At 49.0% G+C, this 16,799-nt stretch carries 10 protein-coding genes, 1 other RNA gene and 1 pseudogene; 9 read left to right on the top strand and 3 right to left on the bottom strand.

Annotated features, from left to right (window positions below; translation table 11 throughout):
* Window positions 1-165 precede the first annotated feature (165 nt).
* From rnr to AC0YNV_RS29005, 7 genes and pseudogenes are all read left to right on the top strand, one after another.
* A complete protein-coding gene (gene rnr / locus AC0YNV_RS28975; protein ID WP_475771126.1) occupies window positions 166-3,228 on the top strand; it encodes a ribonuclease R in 3,063 nt (1,020 codons plus the stop codon).
* Window positions 3,229-3,371: 143 nt separating this feature from the next.
* Complete coding sequence (gene smpB, locus AC0YNV_RS28980) at window positions 3,372-3,851, top strand: SsrA-binding protein SmpB (RefSeq protein ID WP_210045070.1); 480 nt, start codon at window positions 3,372-3,374, stop codon at window positions 3,849-3,851.
* A 205-nt stretch (window positions 3,852-4,056) separates the two neighbouring features.
* Window positions 4,057-4,422, top strand: a transfer-messenger RNA (tmRNA) gene (ssrA, locus tag AC0YNV_RS28985).
* 140 nt (window positions 4,423-4,562) lie between these two features.
* Window positions 4,563-4,856, top strand: coding sequence for an AbrB/MazE/SpoVT family DNA-binding domain-containing protein (locus AC0YNV_RS28990; protein WP_210045069.1), 294 nt, complete (start codon window positions 4,563-4,565; stop codon window positions 4,854-4,856).
* Window position 4,857: 1 nt separating this feature from the next.
* Entirely contained in the window at window positions 4,858-5,250 is a 393-nt protein-coding gene (locus tag AC0YNV_RS28995; protein ID WP_475771127.1) for a type II toxin-antitoxin system death-on-curing family toxin, read from the top strand.
* Window positions 5,251-5,582: 332 nt separating this feature from the next.
* Window positions 5,583-6,230 carry a 2OG-Fe(II) oxygenase gene (locus tag AC0YNV_RS29000; RefSeq protein ID WP_475771128.1) on the top strand — a complete coding sequence of 216 codons (648 nt, stop codon included), beginning with the start codon at window positions 5,583-5,585 and terminating at the stop codon, window positions 6,228-6,230.
* Between the two features lie 62 nt (window positions 6,231-6,292).
* Window positions 6,293-6,919, top strand: a pseudogene (locus tag AC0YNV_RS29005) (aldo/keto reductase); the annotation flags it as partial.
* Window positions 6,920-7,035: 116 nt separating this feature from the next.
* Here AC0YNV_RS29005 and AC0YNV_RS29010 read toward each other — a convergent pair.
* Complete coding sequence (locus tag AC0YNV_RS29010; RefSeq protein ID WP_475771129.1) at window positions 7,036-7,827, bottom strand: nucleotidyltransferase domain-containing protein; 792 nt, start codon at window positions 7,825-7,827, stop codon at window positions 7,036-7,038.
* 510 nt (window positions 7,828-8,337) lie between these two features.
* Between AC0YNV_RS29010 and AC0YNV_RS29015 the strand changes: the two genes are divergently transcribed.
* Window positions 8,338-8,910, top strand: a complete 573-nt coding sequence (locus AC0YNV_RS29015) for a DNA-3-methyladenine glycosylase I (protein ID WP_475771130.1) — start codon at window positions 8,338-8,340, stop codon at window positions 8,908-8,910.
* Window positions 8,911-9,335: 425 nt separating this feature from the next.
* Here AC0YNV_RS29015 and AC0YNV_RS29020 read toward each other — a convergent pair whose 3' ends face one another.
* Window positions 9,336-11,111 (bottom strand): flotillin family protein, encoded by a 1,776-nt coding sequence (locus tag AC0YNV_RS29020; protein ID WP_475771131.1) that lies wholly within the window; start codon window positions 11,109-11,111, stop codon window positions 9,336-9,338.
* Window positions 11,112-11,781: 670 nt separating this feature from the next.
* On the opposite strand from AC0YNV_RS29020, the gene AC0YNV_RS29025 reads away from it, so the two are divergent.
* Window positions 11,782-11,943 (top strand): hypothetical protein, encoded by a 162-nt coding sequence (locus tag AC0YNV_RS29025; protein ID WP_475771132.1) that lies wholly within the window; start codon window positions 11,782-11,784, stop codon window positions 11,941-11,943.
* A 154-nt stretch (window positions 11,944-12,097) separates the two neighbouring features.
* On the opposite strand, the gene AC0YNV_RS29030 is transcribed toward AC0YNV_RS29025, so the two are convergent.
* Window positions 12,098-16,786, bottom strand: coding sequence for an endo-1,4-beta-xylanase (locus tag AC0YNV_RS29030; RefSeq protein WP_475771133.1), 4,689 nt, complete (start codon window positions 16,784-16,786; stop codon window positions 12,098-12,100).
* Window positions 16,787-16,799 lie beyond the last annotated feature (13 nt).

Genomic DNA, 16,799 nt, shown 5'->3' on the forward strand with positions numbered 1-16,799 from the left:
AGCTATGCAGCGAAAAGCGGGATGACCCCCGCTTTTTTTATTTGCCCTAAACGACTGCGGATGGTAGCGGCCACTTTCGTGTATACTATATAGTATATGGAAATCTATCAACCGACTGCTGCATACTCATATAGACGGCAAAGCGGTACACGAGGTGAGAGGAATATGGCGACGGAGCAGCAGCTTTTGGATTTTATGCACGAGCCCGCGTATAAGCCGATGACATATAAAGAACTCGAAGAGCATATGGGCGGCGGCGATGCCGAATCCTTCAAAGCTTTTTTGATTCTGCTCAATCGGCTGGAGGATGAAGGAAAAATCATCCGCACCCCCAAGGACCGCTATGGCGTTCCCGAGCGGATGAACCTGCTCCGCGGCCGAATCCAGGCGCATGCGAAGGGGTTTGCTTTTCTGATCCCGGAGGACAAGGAACACCCGGATGTCTACATCGGGGCCAATGATTTGAAAAGCGCCATGAATGGCGATACGGTGCTGGTCAAAATCACCTCCAGGAGCGAGAACGGCGGGCGTATGGAGGGTGAAGTCAACCGGGTTGTGGAGCGCGCTGTAACCCAGGTGGTGGGTACATTCGACAGTCACGAGGCTTACGGCTTCGTGGTGCCGGACGACAAGCGGATCAACCGCGATATTTTTATCGCCAAAGGGGAGTTCAAGGGGGCGGTCTCGGGCCAAAAGGTTGTCGTCCGCATCATCTCTTATCCGGAGGGCCGCTCGGCTGCAGAAGGCGAGATTGTCGAGGTGCTCGGTCATAAAGACGACCCCGGCGTGGATATTCTATCCATCATCCGCAAGCATCAGCTGCCCGAAGGCTTTCCCGAGGATGTGCTCGCTGAAGCGGAGGCCGCGCCTGAATCCATCAGCGATGAAGAAATCGCGCAGCAGGGACGCCGGGATTTAAGGAATAAAGTGATTGTCACGATCGACGGCGAGGATGCCAAAGATCTGGATGACGCGGTTAATATCGAGCGTCTGGAGAACGGCAATTATTTGCTGGGCGTGCATATCGCTGATGTCAGCTATTATGTGCGCGAGAAGTCGGCGCTGGATCAGGAAGCGTACCGCCGCGGATGCAGCGTCTATCTCGTGGACAGGGTGATTCCGATGCTTCCGCACCGGCTTTCCAACGGCATCTGCTCGCTGAATCCGCAGGTGGACCGTCTAACGATGTCCTGCGAGATGGAGTTCGATGCCACTACGCTGAAGCGGGTCAGGCATGATGTGTTCACCAGCGTCATCCGGACCAAAGAGCGTATGACGTACACCAATGTGCGCAAAATCGTGGCGGATAAGGATCCGGAAATGATGGAGCGCTACGCCGAGCTGGTGGATACGTTCACATTGATGGAGGAGCTTGCCATGCGCCTGCGTTCCACGCGGATGAAGCGGGGAGCGATCGACTTTGATTTTGTGGAAGCCAAGGTCATTGTGGATCCGGAAGGCAAGCCTGTCGACATTGTGAAGCGCGAACGCTCGGTCGCCGAGCAGATCATTGAAGAATTCATGCTCGCCGCCAATGAGACCGTTGCGGAGCATTTCTACTGGCTCAAGGTTCCTTTCCTTTACCGGATTCATGAAAATCCGGACTCCGAGAAGCTGCTGCATTTTGTGCAGTTCGCGGCGAATTTCGGTTACACGGTGAAAGGCAAAGGCGGAAGTGAAATTCATCCGCGCGCGCTGCAGACGCTGCTGGAGGATATCCGCGGCACGAAAGAGCAGACGGTTATTTCCACCGTTATGCTGCGCTCCATGAAGCAGGCCAAATATGATGCCCAGAGTCTAGGCCATTTTGGGCTTGCCGCCGAATTCTATTCCCATTTCACATCGCCTATCCGGCGTTATCCCGATCTGGTCATCCACCGTGTCATGCGCGAGGTGCTGGAGAATGGCGGTACGCTGCCGGAATCACGGATTGAGGCGCTTGCGGCCCGTATGCCGGATATTGCCCAGCAGTCCTCCGAGCGGGAGCGTGTCGCGGTCGATGCGGAGCGCGATACGGAGAAGCTGAAGAAATGTGAATATATGCTCGACAAAATCGGCGAGGAATTCGAGGGCATCATCAGCGGCGTGACAAGCTTCGGGATATTCGTGGAGCTCGACAATACCGTTGAAGGACTTATTCGTCTCAGCAACCTGAACGATGATTATTACCATTTTCATGAGCAGCATATGCTGCTTATCGGCGAGCGGACATCGAAGATGTACCGGATCGGCGACGAGCTTCGCGTCCGTGTTGATGCCGTAAGCATGATCGAGCACACGATCGATTTCGCTATTGTGGAGAGCAAAGCGGAAAGCGTGGAGCGCGGCGGCCGCGGACGCGAGTTCACAGACGCGCTGCCGGGCGGCGGCCGCGGCAAACGCAGTCAAGGCACGGCTGCCGGTGGTCTGCGCAGCGGGCGGGGCGGCAAGAGCGGCGGAGCGGATGCCCGCGGCGGCGAGCGTGGGCGCAAGCCGGGCGCGGCGGCACTAGGCGCCGGGCGCAAAGGCGGCGTGAAAGCGAAACGCGGGCGCAAGCCCGGTGAAGCGGGCGCTGACCGCGGACCGCGCGGCGCGGAAGCGGCAGGCCGTGATTCGGCCGCATCCGGGGGCGGGCGTGGACGCGGAGCAGCAGGCGGAACGGCCAGTGTAGGTCCGCGTGGGAGAGGTCAAGCGGAGCCAGCCGCTCAGCCGCGTAAGGCAAGACGTGCCGGCGGAGCTGGAGAAGGCAGTGAGATAAAGAGAAGCAAAGGCGACAAACGCGCCTGGAAACCGGAGGATGATTATAACTTGGACCGAATATTGGGGAATGAAGATAACAGCAAGGGAACAATAGCCGCAGCGGCGGAGCAGATTGATTCGAATGCCGCGCCTGCGCGCCCGGTGCGCAATGATATGTGGGGCCTACCGATTCGCGGGACGGGCGGCATTATTGATGATGGTGAAGATCCGGATGACCGTAGCGGCAAGAGAGGCCGCGGAGGCGCTTCAGGCCGGAATGGCCGTTCGGGCGGCGGGCGGGGCATGGGCCCTACCACGACTCGCGTTGGACGGAACCAGTCTTCAGCAGGCAGATCCGGAGGACCCCGGGCTAAGAAACCGGCTGGGAGTGCAGGCGGCGCGAGCGCAGCAAGCCCAAGCGGCAGCCCGCAAGGCAATGCCGGCAGACCGGCCAAGAAGAAGAACGAAGGCGGCGGCCCGGCAGCCGTTGCCAAGAATAACGAAAATTAAAGCCGAAACCGGTTAAAGCAGCTGCTAGCAGTTCTTGATTTCAGCCGGTAAAGTTGCTACAATGGACTCCTGACTAAAGGCTGTCGGGAGTTCATTTTGCAGCTGAAGGACATGATTGTATCTTGAGTAAAGAGGTGATTGGCATGGGCAAGAAGAGTGACGGGAAACAACTGGCCCAGAACAAGAAGGCTTCCCATGACTATTTCATCGAGGATACGTTTGAAGCGGGCATTGTGCTCATGGGAACCGAGATCAAGGCGCTGCGCCTGGGAAAAGCAAACATAAGCGATGCGTTTGCGACCATCCGCAACGGCGAAATTTTCATTCATAACATGCATATCAGCGCTTTCGAGCAGGGCAACCGGTATAATCCGACCGATCCGACGCGTGCGCGCAAGCTGCTGCTGCATAAAGCGCAGATTCACAAGCTGCTGGGCCTGTCGAAGCAGGATGGATATTCGATTGTGCCGCTCAAGATTTATGTGCGCAATGGTTATGCCAAGCTGCTGATTGGACTGGGTAAAGGTAAGAAGCAGTATGACAAACGCGAGACGTCAGCCAAACGGGATGCTCAGCGGGATATTCAACGGGCGTTGCGCGAGAAGCAGAAGGTGGCAAGGTAGCGGCTGCTGGTTAATATGGCGGCGGAAGCCAAGCTTTCCAGAAAGACATCTGATCTTTCCTGATCAAATGTGTTATACTATAGAAGTATTAACGAATGATTAACTTTTGCTCGAAGCGTTGAAGCTGATGTAATGATTGATCGGCGACATGTCATTGAGCGTCTCACCTGCTAGACGGTGGCAACGATGCCGTTTATGCAACATTGGGGGCGTTTATGGATTCGACGGGGATAGTTCGAGCACGGGTTGCGGGTAGTGGGGACGCGTCCGCTTTATCAACGCTAAAGCCTATTAAATGGCAAAACTCAAAACAACTACGCTTTAGCAGCCTAAGAAACTGTTGGCGTGCTTCTACCCAGCATCGTCCATGTGACTGGGATAGGGGCTAACATATAGTGGAATACGCTGTCTCATCTCCGCCTGCGGTGAGCTGAAGAAGACAATCAGGCTGACCTTGGCGATAGCCTGTTGCGGGGCGCTTGCTAAGGTGACATCAAAACCGTGACTATACCCGTAGATGCCTGTGTGGCGTTATTTTCGGACAGGGGTTCAAATCCCCTCGCCTCCACCATCATGAACACCATCCGCAAGAGGATGGTGTTTTTGCTTTATATTTGAGCAGAAATTTGTTAGTATGTACATACCGTTATAAAGGTTATTACAGTTATAACCGATTGAGTGCAGGGTATACTTATAGAGAGGGGAAAATCAATGAATGGTGTGGTCAAAGTGACAAATGATAAACCGAATGTGATGCGTTATTCCCGCAAAATAGGGCGAATGGGCAACAGCCTGGGAGTAAGCTTGCCGAAAAGGCTTGCTGAAAAGTTAAATGTCTCACAAGGCGATGAGATCGAATTTATTGAGAATGATCGTGGTGAAGTGGTATTGAAAAAGGCGAGGCAAGGTCAACTTCCCGATAATGTAAGACCAGAGGTTCTTGAAGCTTTCTTTGACGTATTTGAAGAGGACGAAGGTATCCTAGAGGATTTAAGAGACCGATGAAATGACAACATTCCTGACCAAAGAAGAGATTATTTCAGCCCACTACTTCATGATGAAAAAAATGAACGACGCAGACCAAGCGGGTGTGAAGGATCACGGCTTGCTGGAATCTGCGGTACATAGACCTCAGCAAAGTGTTTTTGGGGAAGATGCTTATCGAAATTTATATGACAAAGCTGCGGCCTTACTAGAGTCTCTGGTGAAGAATCATTGCTTCCACAATGGCAATAAACGGACAGCCTATCTGGTTACAAAATCATTCCTTATGTTAAATGGAAAACATCTAAGAATGGAACGTGAATATGCAGTGGAGTTTATTGTAGATATTGCAAAAGGAATGTGTTCGTTGGAGAATGCTGCATATATTTTGAAAGAACATTCTGTAGACAGATGATTCATAGGGCGCTTGCTAAGGTGACATCAAAACCGTGACTATACCCGTAGATGCCTGTGTGGCGTTATTTTCGGACAGGGGTTCAAATCCCCTCGCCTCCACCAAATGTAGAACCCGACCGCAAGAGGTCGGGTTTTTCTATTGCTTTAAATGGTGTCGCCCACTTAATACAAGATAATTTTTTAAAAAGATTGCTGGGTTCTCTTGTTTTCTCATCCTATTTTAGGTTATCAGGCAGCTTGATTATTTTGATTTTTCTGAATTTAGTTGAGCAAATAGTTCCATTTTATGGTATCGTTTAGGGTGGATGTCTTAATTAGGGGCTGTAAAAGATGACTGGGAATACGAAAGAGAACGAACGGACGATATTTGATCATACTGGAAATACGATCAAGACAGAAGATCGAGAGATTCGAATCCTTGCCAAGTATGAGGAACCTCTGGTTGTCGTACTAGGAAATGTGCTTAGCAATGAGGAATGCGATGAGCTGATTAAACATTCCAGAGGACAATTGCAACGTTCAAAAATAGGCGGGGATCATGTAGTCAATCAAATTAGAACGAGCAGCGGGGTGTTCTGTGAGGAGAATGAGACGATTACAAGAATCGAGAAGCGTTTCTCTCAAATTATGAATATTCCTATCGAGCATGGTGATGGCTTGCAAGTTCTGCTGTATACCCCAGGCGAAGAGTATCGTCCTCATTATGATTTTTTCGCAGAAACAAGTCGGGCAAGTGCCAATAATCGGATTAGTACGCTCGTGATATATTTGAATGATGTGGAGGAAGGCGGAGAAACGGCATTCCCTTTGCTTAATATTTCTGTTATTCCTAACAAAGGCATGGCGGTCTACTTCGAATATTTCTACAGTAGTCATGAATTAAACGATTTCACCTTGCATGCAGGTACACCAGTGATCAAAGGGGAAAAGTGGGTTGCAACGATGTGGATGAGAAGACAAGCCTTGCGCTTCTCCTAGATGAATAATCATGTATTGAGAGATTTGGAAGCAATGGAAAGTCAGGTCGTTATTAATTCCAGTTACTCTGCTCGAAGCTGCCTGGGCGTCGACAAGCTTATCAGGAAGCCATTGTAACGATTGAGGAGTCATTATATAGAGGAGGGCTGGATTATTACGATCTATATTTGATCCATTGGCCTAATCCCAAAATTGATTTATATGTGGAAGCTTGGCAGGCGATGATTGAAGCTAAGAAGCGGGGCTATATCCGTTCCATCGGGGTCTGCAATTTCCTGCCGGAGTACAACGAACGTTTGATTCGGGAGACCGGGGTTGCACCAAGTATAAATCAAGTTGAACTCCATCCCTATTTCAATCAAGAGCATCAGCGTGCGAAAGATGCTGAATTAGGTATCGTAACGGAATCGTGGAGCCCTCTGGGCCGCGGTCATAGCATGCTGAAGGATGAAAAGATTGGAGCAATTTCTGCGGCTCATGGGAAGACAAACGCACAAACGATTTTGCGTTGGCATATCCAACTTGGAGCGCTTCCGATCCCGAAGGCTAGTTCTTTAAAGCACCAGACTGAGAATTTGGATATTTTTGATTTCGAATTGTCGGAAGAGGAAATGAAAGCAATCTCAGCGTTCAGCAGTGAGGACGGACGCTTATGGGGGCAGGATCCAAAAACGCATGAAGAGTTATAATACGCAAGCGTGACTACACCCGTAGAAACCCATGTGGCGTTCCATCGGACAGGGATTCGACTCCCCTCCACCAATACCATGAGAAAGAGCAGCGTTCCAGGTGCTCTTTTTGCGTTCTAATTAATCAACGAAGCATACACTTTCTCAAGGTAAGCAATAGATGCATGTTCCGCCTCTTCTTTTAATACGAGTCCATCAGGATGCTGACGCAAGCGTTTATAGATGTGGATAGTACTCTTTAACGCATGGTAGCAACTCTCGGAACTGTGTAAAGGGATCGTCTTTTTTAGTTCTGCTATTTCACTGACGCCATACTGTTCCAGCTTTCTAACTCCTCTGGGAAGTTGGCCATTACGCATCAACACCAAAGGACCTAATACAGTACCGCGAATAAATGTAATATGATCGATTAATTCAAACCATTCTCCTCTTCCTAACTTTGTTGCGCCATAATGGATCCAGACCCAGAAACGGTCCTCTATCCATTGTGCACTTGGATATGGATGTGAGGGGGAGGTTTCTTCAAAAATTCTACTGATTTCCTGATCCCTCTCCCATAAAATAAGAGGGTTTTCAATCCGTATATTAAGCTCTTCCAATGTAACGAATTTAAGATCGACATGCAGAGGTTCTGGTCCATATAAGCAAATAACCACACGAGGTTCACCAACGTGTTCACCTGTGAAACCAGAAAGCAGCTTGCCCATTCCTTCTGCAATATCAAGCCGTTGATTCATGACTTGCTCCTGATAGGCAGAGTCGTATACGATGATAAGGTCTAAATCGCTATACTCATCCATGGTCTTCGTCATCATGGAACCGCCTGCAAGGAGGCCCCGAACTCGTTGATCTTGACTGAGCTTTTCCTTTGTTTGAGTTATGAATCGTTCGTGCACAGGTAAAAACATATAAAACACCCCTTATAATATGACCCATAAAAATGGGTATTACGCCAATGTATCATCTCAAATAAACTTTGTCAATAATAAATGGGGCGATACTCGGGTGACATCAAAATTGTGGCTACACCCGTAGAAGTACATGTTGCGTTATTTTCGGACAGGGGTTCAAATCCCCTCGCCTCCACCAAATGTAGAACCCGACTGCAAGAGGTCGGGTTTTTGCTTAATCATAACTTTGCCCATGGCGAACAACAACTTGCAACGAAGGTTCAAGAGTGAATGTCAGAGCTAAGGTATTAACTGGTCCTCATACATATATAAAATTGCAATATAACAGCAATGAATTTCAGAATTTCTTAGGAGATACAGAATGCCTTGTTATATGCCCATAAGGTTTCTCGACTTTAACAAGAATGCCCTAGAGTGTTTAATTCTAAAGCAAATTTTATTTTATATGATTTCACTCGCTCGTAGCCCGTATCTTATAGTTGGTTTTAGGAAAGGAAGGTGGAATGGATGCCTGTACGTTGCGCTTGGGTCAATGAAGATCCGTTGTATATGGATTATCATGATCATGAATGGGGAGTACCGGTCCATGATGATCAAAAACTCTTTGAGTTACTTCTGTTAGAAGGAGCGCAGGCTGGTTTAAGCTGGTATACAGTACTGAAGAAACGCGAGGGCTATCGGCGAGCCTTCGACGGATTTGATCCGGACAAAGTGGCAGAATATGATCAGGACAAGGTGGAGGAGTTGATGGAAGATGGGGGGATCATCCGCAATCGCTTGAAGATTCAGTCGGCAATCACAAATGCTCAAAACTTTTTGAAGGTGCGCGAGGAATTCGGCAGCTTTGATGCGTACATTTGGCAGTTCGTCGGTGGCATACCGATTCGTAATCATTGGCGCAACAAAAGCGAGGTTCCGGCGACTACAACGCAATCGGATGCGATGAGTAAGGATTTGAGAAGGCGAGGTTTCAAATTTGTCGGGTCGACGATTTGTTACGCTTTTATGCAAGCCTCTGGAATGGTAAATGATCATACACTGGACTGTGAATTTATGATTAGAGAAAATTTCCGTAAATAGAGATTCATCCATCGGGGTAACTGGCTTCACTGAAGCACTGATTCACAAACCCGATATCAGATGCTTCAGGAGATTTGGAGCGTCACAATGGTATCGAAGCAGTTCGCAGATATGTATCTTACACCGATGATATAAGCGCCGCTAGCATTGAGCCGCAGCAAAGGTGGGAGGTCAAGTTTCGCAATATTTTGCGGTTTGCCATTTGAACCCTGGACTAGAACATGTAGCATTAGCTCTGCAGCGCCCGGTTTCCTGATGCATACATGTTCTCGTTCTCCTGCATTAACAAGATATAGACGGGTTAGCAAAGAACTTATTACGCGTCACTATATAATATTTATTTTTATCAGCGTAGAAATGTCCGTCCGCGTACAAATCAAAAGCGGTGACGAAGTCAGCCTTTGTTTTTATAAATTCCTCTATGCCTACTCAACTTCAGGCCCTTCAGCTTTATTTGGATTGAAATTTTTCAGAACAGCTTCTAATGCCTTCGAATCTACCCCTTCGAGACTTTTCAAGAGATTAGGAAAACTGACCGGATCGAAGGCTTCCCCACTAAGACGGCCTTTTGTTAATCCTGAGAGTACATCGGACAATTTTATGCCAGTCATATCCTCAACAACTTCAGGTAGGAATTTCATGAGGTTTGTTACTTGACCTGTGATTTTCCCCATACCACCTCCACCTTCACTATTGGTGTCGATAATCGTGATTTTATCGATGTTGCCCATTGGTTCGGCAATCTTACCAGCGATTTCTGGGAGAACGGCAGTAATAAGTTCGACGAAGCGAAGTTGGCCAAGTTTCAAAGCTGCTTCAGCAAGACCCATTTCTTTCTCTACCTCGGCTTTAGCCTTAGCCTCGAAAACCCTCGCTTCTGCAATACCTTTAGCTTCGATAGCGAATGCTGTTGCTTGACCCTCAGCACTCAAGTTATCAATACGGGCTTTTTCAGCTGCGGCTTCCATCTCGCCCTGTGCTTTGAGGATTTCCGTTTTGGAGATCTCAGCATCAGCGGTAGCTTTACCTTTCGCGCGTTCTACATCAGCGGCTGCGGTTCCTTTAGCCCGTTCTGCTTCTGCTTCAGCAGTCGCCCGGGCTTTTTTGGCATTGGCGTCTGCTTCAGCCTGCAAACGCAGTGATTCGGCATCAGCAGCGGCTTTTGTTTCTTGCTCAATACGAGCGGCTTCGGCATCCTTAGTACGCCGGTAAAGGTCAGCATCGGCTTGTTTCATTACCGTTCCTTCCAGCTCTTTCTGCCTGCGGAGGGACTCCTTTTCCGCTAATTCGATATCTTTCTCTTTCTGGATTTGCTGCGCCTTCATCTTCGCTTCAATGACGGACTGTTCCGAAGTAGCTTGCTGAATACCATAAGCTGCATCTGCTACAGCTTTTGCCGTATCCTGCTCTTTTTTAAACGCTGCCTTTTTCAGTTCCATATCCTTTTCAGCTTCAGCAATGGCCGTTTCTTTTGTGATCTCTGCACGACGCGCATGTTCATCATTTTGCGCTCTTTTTACAGCAGCTTCTTTATTGGCCTCCGCTTCGGCGATCTGTGCATCACGTTTGACAGCTGCAATACGGGGTTTACCAAGGGCATCAAGATAGCCGTTTTTATCCCGTACATCCTTGATTGTGAAAGAGACAATGGTAAGACCCATTTTTTTCAAGTCGATGTGGGCTACCTCTTGCACCTCAGAAGCAAACTTCTTGCGGTCTTTGTAGATCTCCTCGACAGTCATTGATCCAAGAATCGAGCGAAGATGGCCCTCTAGAACTTCCTGCGCTTCAAGTCTGAGTGACTCAACGGGTTTACCAAGATACTGCTCGGCCGCCGAGAAGATATCTTCCATTGTCCCGCCGACTTTAATGATAGCGGTTGCATCCGCCATGATCGGTACCCCTTCCTCCGTGTAGACTTCAGGAGTCGAAACATCGATTTTATGCGAAAGCAGACTTATCGCCTGTGCCCGCTGGAAAATCGGTAAGACGAAGGTTCCGCCGCCACTTATGATCTTCACCCTACGAGGATTTATAGAATCGGGATCAGATGAAATAACATTTCTATTGCCGAGATAGCTGCCTGTTACGATCAGAGCCTGGTCTGGAGAGACTGTTTTGTATTTTGAAATAAAAGTCAAAAACCCCACAACAAGAATTAGAACCACTAACCCGCCACCAATAAGAATGGGCATCGACATTAAAAAACCTCCTCATAATCAATTTAATTTACTTACTTGATAAACACCTTCACTAGTGATAGTTACAACCACTACTCTCGTATTTACGGGTAAGTCTTCACCGTCGAAACTCGATGCTATCTGGTTGGATCGGGCAAGCTTCGCATTCATAAGAATCTCACCAAAACCTTTGGCAGGTACAAGCGAAACTACTGTAGCAATACTACCCACATGACTTGTACGAGAGATTGATGTGGAACTTTGTACCTTTCTCAATGGGACTATAACCAGAAAATGGATTATAATAGTGAAGCCTAACGATATTGTAGAAGTTAATATCCAATTTTCTATTATCAATCCCAGCCCTCCGAAGGTGACAAAGAGACAAGCGAGAGAGAATGTTTCCACCCCGATGTGATTGCCTAATTCAAATCCGAATAAGCCTAATGCCACCAGAAGCACACCTATGACGAGGCAAATAACATATAAGTCAATGATGACCACCCACCCCTCAACCAAATTTTTAATTAATCTATAATGTAAAATTAGAACATTCTTTTAACTTTCTTATAAAGTTGAGGTAAATGTAAGTTAGATTTTGAAAAGAGGGAGTTTTCCAGAATGCCCCTCAGTTCCTTTACAGAAAACCTTATCATTAAAGATCTATTCTGGCATTAGGGGAGGTATGTATTTGTCCGTGTGGGAATCCATGATTAATAAATCCAGGCAACGATCAAATTCCATCGCTGTTTCGCCTAACAAGATCATCGAGCAGTTGAAGGATGAACGTACTCATCAGTCGATTAATCGCAAAAGCGTAAGTAAGATCACGGTGAAGCTTATTTGGCATTAAAGCGAAAAACCAAAATGAGCCCAGCCATTTGTAAGACGGCTGGGCTCATTTGTTATTTACACTTGCGGGCTAAAACTTTATTTACACGCGTGTTTTCATGGGTGAGAGGAAGGGGCTGCGCCCCCTCCTGCTTGATCGGCTTTCTTGGCTGCGATTACAGATTCCAGATGCGGTACAGGATAACCGCCGCTTCAGCGCGGGTGAGCGATTCGTTTGGCGCAATCATGCCGTTCCTGCCGTTCACAACTCCGGATTTTACCAGACCTGCAGCGCTGTCTTTGGCGTAATCGGAAATGCTTGCCGCGTCAGGATAAGCGTCTGAAGCTCCGTTGGCATCGAGCTGTTTGCCGGCTGCCGCCAGCGCGCGTGTTATCAGCACCATCATATCTTGACGGGAGATATTGCGGTTTGGTTTAAACGAATTGTCTTCAAAGCCAGTGGCGATTTCCAGCTCCTTCGCAATGACCAGCTCTTTATAATAATAGGCGGTTTTCTGGACATCGCTGAACATCGCTTCGTTCTTGCCTGTACCTTGCAATTCAAGCGCTCTTACAAGGAGGGCGATGAAGTCCGCTCTCTTGATGGAAGCTGCAGGAGAGAAGCTGTCCGCGGATGTTCCTTTGATGACCTCGCGGGCTGCCATGGCGTCAATCGCTTGCTTCGCCCACGGGATATTCTTCAGGTCTCCGAAGGTTTTGATGACGGAGGTCACAGCATAGGTGCTGAAGTGGGTCGTTTGGAATACAACTGTTCCGGTTGCTGCCTCATATCGGCCGTTCGGGACCGATGTCACTTCGCCATTGTCAGCGATGTACCAAACGACAATCGAATCTGGATTGATGAGCTCTTCTGCTGTCGGCGTGTAAGGAACAGAGATCGTTACAGGCGCATTCGGGTTGTTCCAAGCGATGACTTTGTCACCGGCTACCACGCTCAGATCCAGTACCGGACGGTCACCGATCCGTTCTCGGACAGCTGCATCCAGATTGACTGTCGAAGCCTTGGCTACGCGGATGGATACTTGCTCCGGATTCTCTGTCACATTGGACAGCATGTCGCCTGGAATTTCAATCGTTGCATGTTCTGTCTTCATCAACAGCACGAAGTTTTCTTGACCCTTCAAGCTTTGAGATGGCAATTGCACTTCATATGAATTTGCGTCCGCTTGCTTCGGCACTTCGATTACGATATGTTTCCTGCCGTTTGCTGCTGGAGCAGCCTGTTCAAGCGCGCTTTTCAGATTTTCGGCGGAAACGACGCCTGTTACTCGGCCGCCCACGTTCTTCACTTCAGGGTGGATCGTAACATTGCCGTTTTTGACCTCAACGTTTCCTGTCGACGGGATAGATCCGTAGCCAATGGTGTCGCCCGGATCAACGGGATCAACGGGATCAACGGGATTAACCGGATCAACGGGATCAACGGGATCAACCGGGTCAGCCGGATCAACGGGATCAACCGGGTCAGCCGGATCAACGGGATCAACGGGATTACCGGTGAGGGTCAGTATGCCGTACACGGAAGTGTCCATGTAACCATTGCCTGTCGTATCGTTCCATGCGGCAACGCTTTGACGGGTGCCATCCTTAGCGTCATTGATCTGTAAGTCAAAACCCAGTTTCTTGTCGGTTCCTGGCGTTACCTTTTTGAACGGGATCTTCACTTCAACCGTGTAATTTGTGCCGGAAACCTTGGTTGCCGATACGAAACCGTCTGCGATGCCCGTCGGATTGAATGAAGTCTCGTTGTCGAAGTTAACTCTGTACTGTCCATCGTCATCTTGATAGAACGATGTCTTTGCATTGTTTTCGTCCAGGAAGATTTCGATGGAATCCTGTTCGTAGGCAGCTGCGTTAGTTTTGTCAAGCTGCGCGTCGCTGACCTGGATCAAAACATACAGGTTTTGATTATCCCAGAGAGCTTTTGCTGCTCCGCTCGCACCTTGCCACGCCATCTGATAGTTATTAACCGGTATTTCAGCCGCTTCGCTCCAAACAGCGTCAACAACACCGTCGATTGAAGGCGTAGCAAAATTAGCGGTGGATTGCTTGGCTTCTGCCAATACAGGCGGATGCTCCTCCATAAATTTAACCGGATCGATTACACCGTAATAAGCCGGTTTGGCCTGCAGGTCCTTATTAAACAGCAACGGATTGTTAGCGGCTCTCCAGCTTGAACTGTCATCCAATCCCCAGAAGGTTACCCGCTTGATACTTGCCGCGTGGGCCTTGAAGATGTCAAACAGCTGAGCGTACAAGTAGCCCTGGGCATTCGCAAGCTGCTCTGGGAGCTGGCTGCTGCCTGCCTGAATGTCAAGCTCGGTTATGCTTACTTCTACACCCAAGGAAATAAACTTCTCCAGGGACAATTTAACATTGTCCGGATTCGTGTTTACATTGTAGTGCCCCTGCATGCCGACGCCGTCGATGAGGAGTTTGCCAGGGTGAGACAGCGCATACTTATCATTGATTTCTTTGACCATGCTGTAAATGGCCTGAGATTTACTTTGATTATCTTCGTTATAATCATTGTAATAAAGCTTGATATCCCATTCCGGATGCGCGTCCAGCACCTCTCTTGCCGCCAGGAACGCCTGCTCCACATAATCCGGTCCGATGGCAGTATACCAAGGGGATTGACGCAGCGAGGCTTTCCAATCCGATGGGTTGGGAGGGTTATCGTTCATCGCTTCGTTGACGACGTCCCAAGAGATCATCTTATTGCCGAAATGCTCCATGACCGTTTTGATATGGGTCCTCAAATTGACGAGAGCTTCATCCCTTCCCAAGGGGGAACCGTTGGACGTATTCATCCAAGCAGGCGTCTGCTGATGCCATACCAGCACATGCCCATGCATCTGCAATCCCTCGGCCAGAGCTGTGCTCACAAGCGCATCCGCTGAGGTAAAGGTAAAATTGTCCTTCACAGACTGCAGCTGATCCGGTTTCATCGCATTTTCTGCTGTGGCGGCATTGTGATGCATCTTGAGAAGCTCAAGTCTGACGCCTTCCAGATCATCCGACGATATCGCGTTTCCGATCAGGAACTCGTTTTGATAAGCATTCTTGATCGGAGTTATATCTTTCTGTATGGCAATCGGGTCCGAGCCTGTACGTTCAAAGCTGATATCGTCGATATAGAAGGATGCTGTTCTATTATTGGAGCTTTCCACATAGATGGTCAAAAATTCGTTGCCTGCATCTGTATAACGGTATGTTCCTTCGAACTGAACCCAGCCGTCGCTGGTGCTGATTGTTTTTGGTGTAAGGTTAATATAACTGGGGCTGCTCTGACCAACCTGCGTGGATAGCTGGAGCTGCGAGCTGGCGGGGGAGATCAGCTTGACCCAGAATGAAATTTTATATTCGGAACCCTCATCAACATATTTCTCCACATGCAGTGTCGGCCCATGCCAGGCATCGGATCTGTTCTCTACTTTCAAAGCGTATGAACCGCCGTCGGTATGGTTGGCTTCATTGGTAACGGTAAGCGTTTCGGTGCCTGCACGGCCTTCAAAGCCGCTTGCTGTTTGATCCTCGAAATTTATTGTGGTGAAGTCTAAAGCCGGCGGTCTGGGAGGTTCTTCTTCACCACCGCCTGAAGATGCCTTCTCGGTGATTAATACATCTCCAATGTAGAATGGAACAGCGGCCCCGGCAGAGTTGGATTGAACGCGCAGGCTCGTATCTTTGCCAGTATCAACCGTAAACTCTTTAGTTAAGGTAAAAGCTTCTCCGGCTGCAAAATCTGCGCCCGCCAACCAGCCGTAGCTGCTTACCGTTTGAAGATAAGCTTGCGCGCCGTCAGGCACAACCGCATCAGCGTCAACATAGCCGGTAACGGTTACCGTGTAGGTTTTGCCGTTGTCCAGACCGATGTCGGTGAATTTGAAATCAGCCGCATCGTAGTCATTGAGTCTATTGCTTACAGATAAAGCAGCTCCGTCCGCATTGCCGGCAAATACTTTACCGGTGGCCTGCGTCAGGCTGGCGCTGCCTGATTGTGCAGCAGCTCCCGTACCGCTTGCAAAGGTTTCGTGATAAACCGTATCTGATTGTTCTGCCGGTGCAGGTCCGCCAACCATTGCAGCGAATTGGCCCAGGGTCGTACTTCTCATCATATAGTGGCGGCCCATAGCGTAGTTCCCTTGATTCGGATAACCTACTTTAAAGGCGTATTTGATGCTGTTCTCCTGTGCTGCTGCCTCTGCGTTCGCATTGAAGGCACCGTAGGGGTAAGCCAAGAGAACAGGGTCCTTGCCCGTGATATTTTTCAGATATGCATTCGCTGCGGCAATCTCGTCTGCAGCCTGCTCCTTGGTGAGATTGCCCGTCCATATCTCTCCGGCTGCGCTATCCTCGCTGCCGTTATGCGTCTGGGAATGGTTCTGGAGGCTCACGCCGGGCTCTGCCGCAAGCTCATGCAATTGCGCCGTCGTCATGCTGTAATTGCCGTTGATCCAATCACTGACAATGAACTGAACGGATTTCATTCCATATTCCCTCAACACCGGGAGTGCATGGGTAATGAAGTCAGGAGTCGCGTCGTCGAATGTCAGCAGGATCGGCTTATCCGGGGTCGTTTCGGTTCCTTCGAGGATATTGACATACTGTTCTGCAGACAAAGTGTCATAACCATTGTCGCTCAGGTATTTCATCTGTTTCGTAAAATGTTCCACACTTGTATGAGTCCAGTCGTCCGTCGCATTATCGACAATCCGATGATACAATATTACGGGTATTTCCGGCGCTGCGGCTTCCGCGACCGGCGCGAGCCAGCCTGAAGGGACGAGCAAGGTTGCAGCGAGTAAGATCGAGAAGAACTGTTTGAGCTTTCTACTCATTGGATTACATTCC

This window comes from Paenibacillus sp. JT31N11, assembly GCF_056269285.1.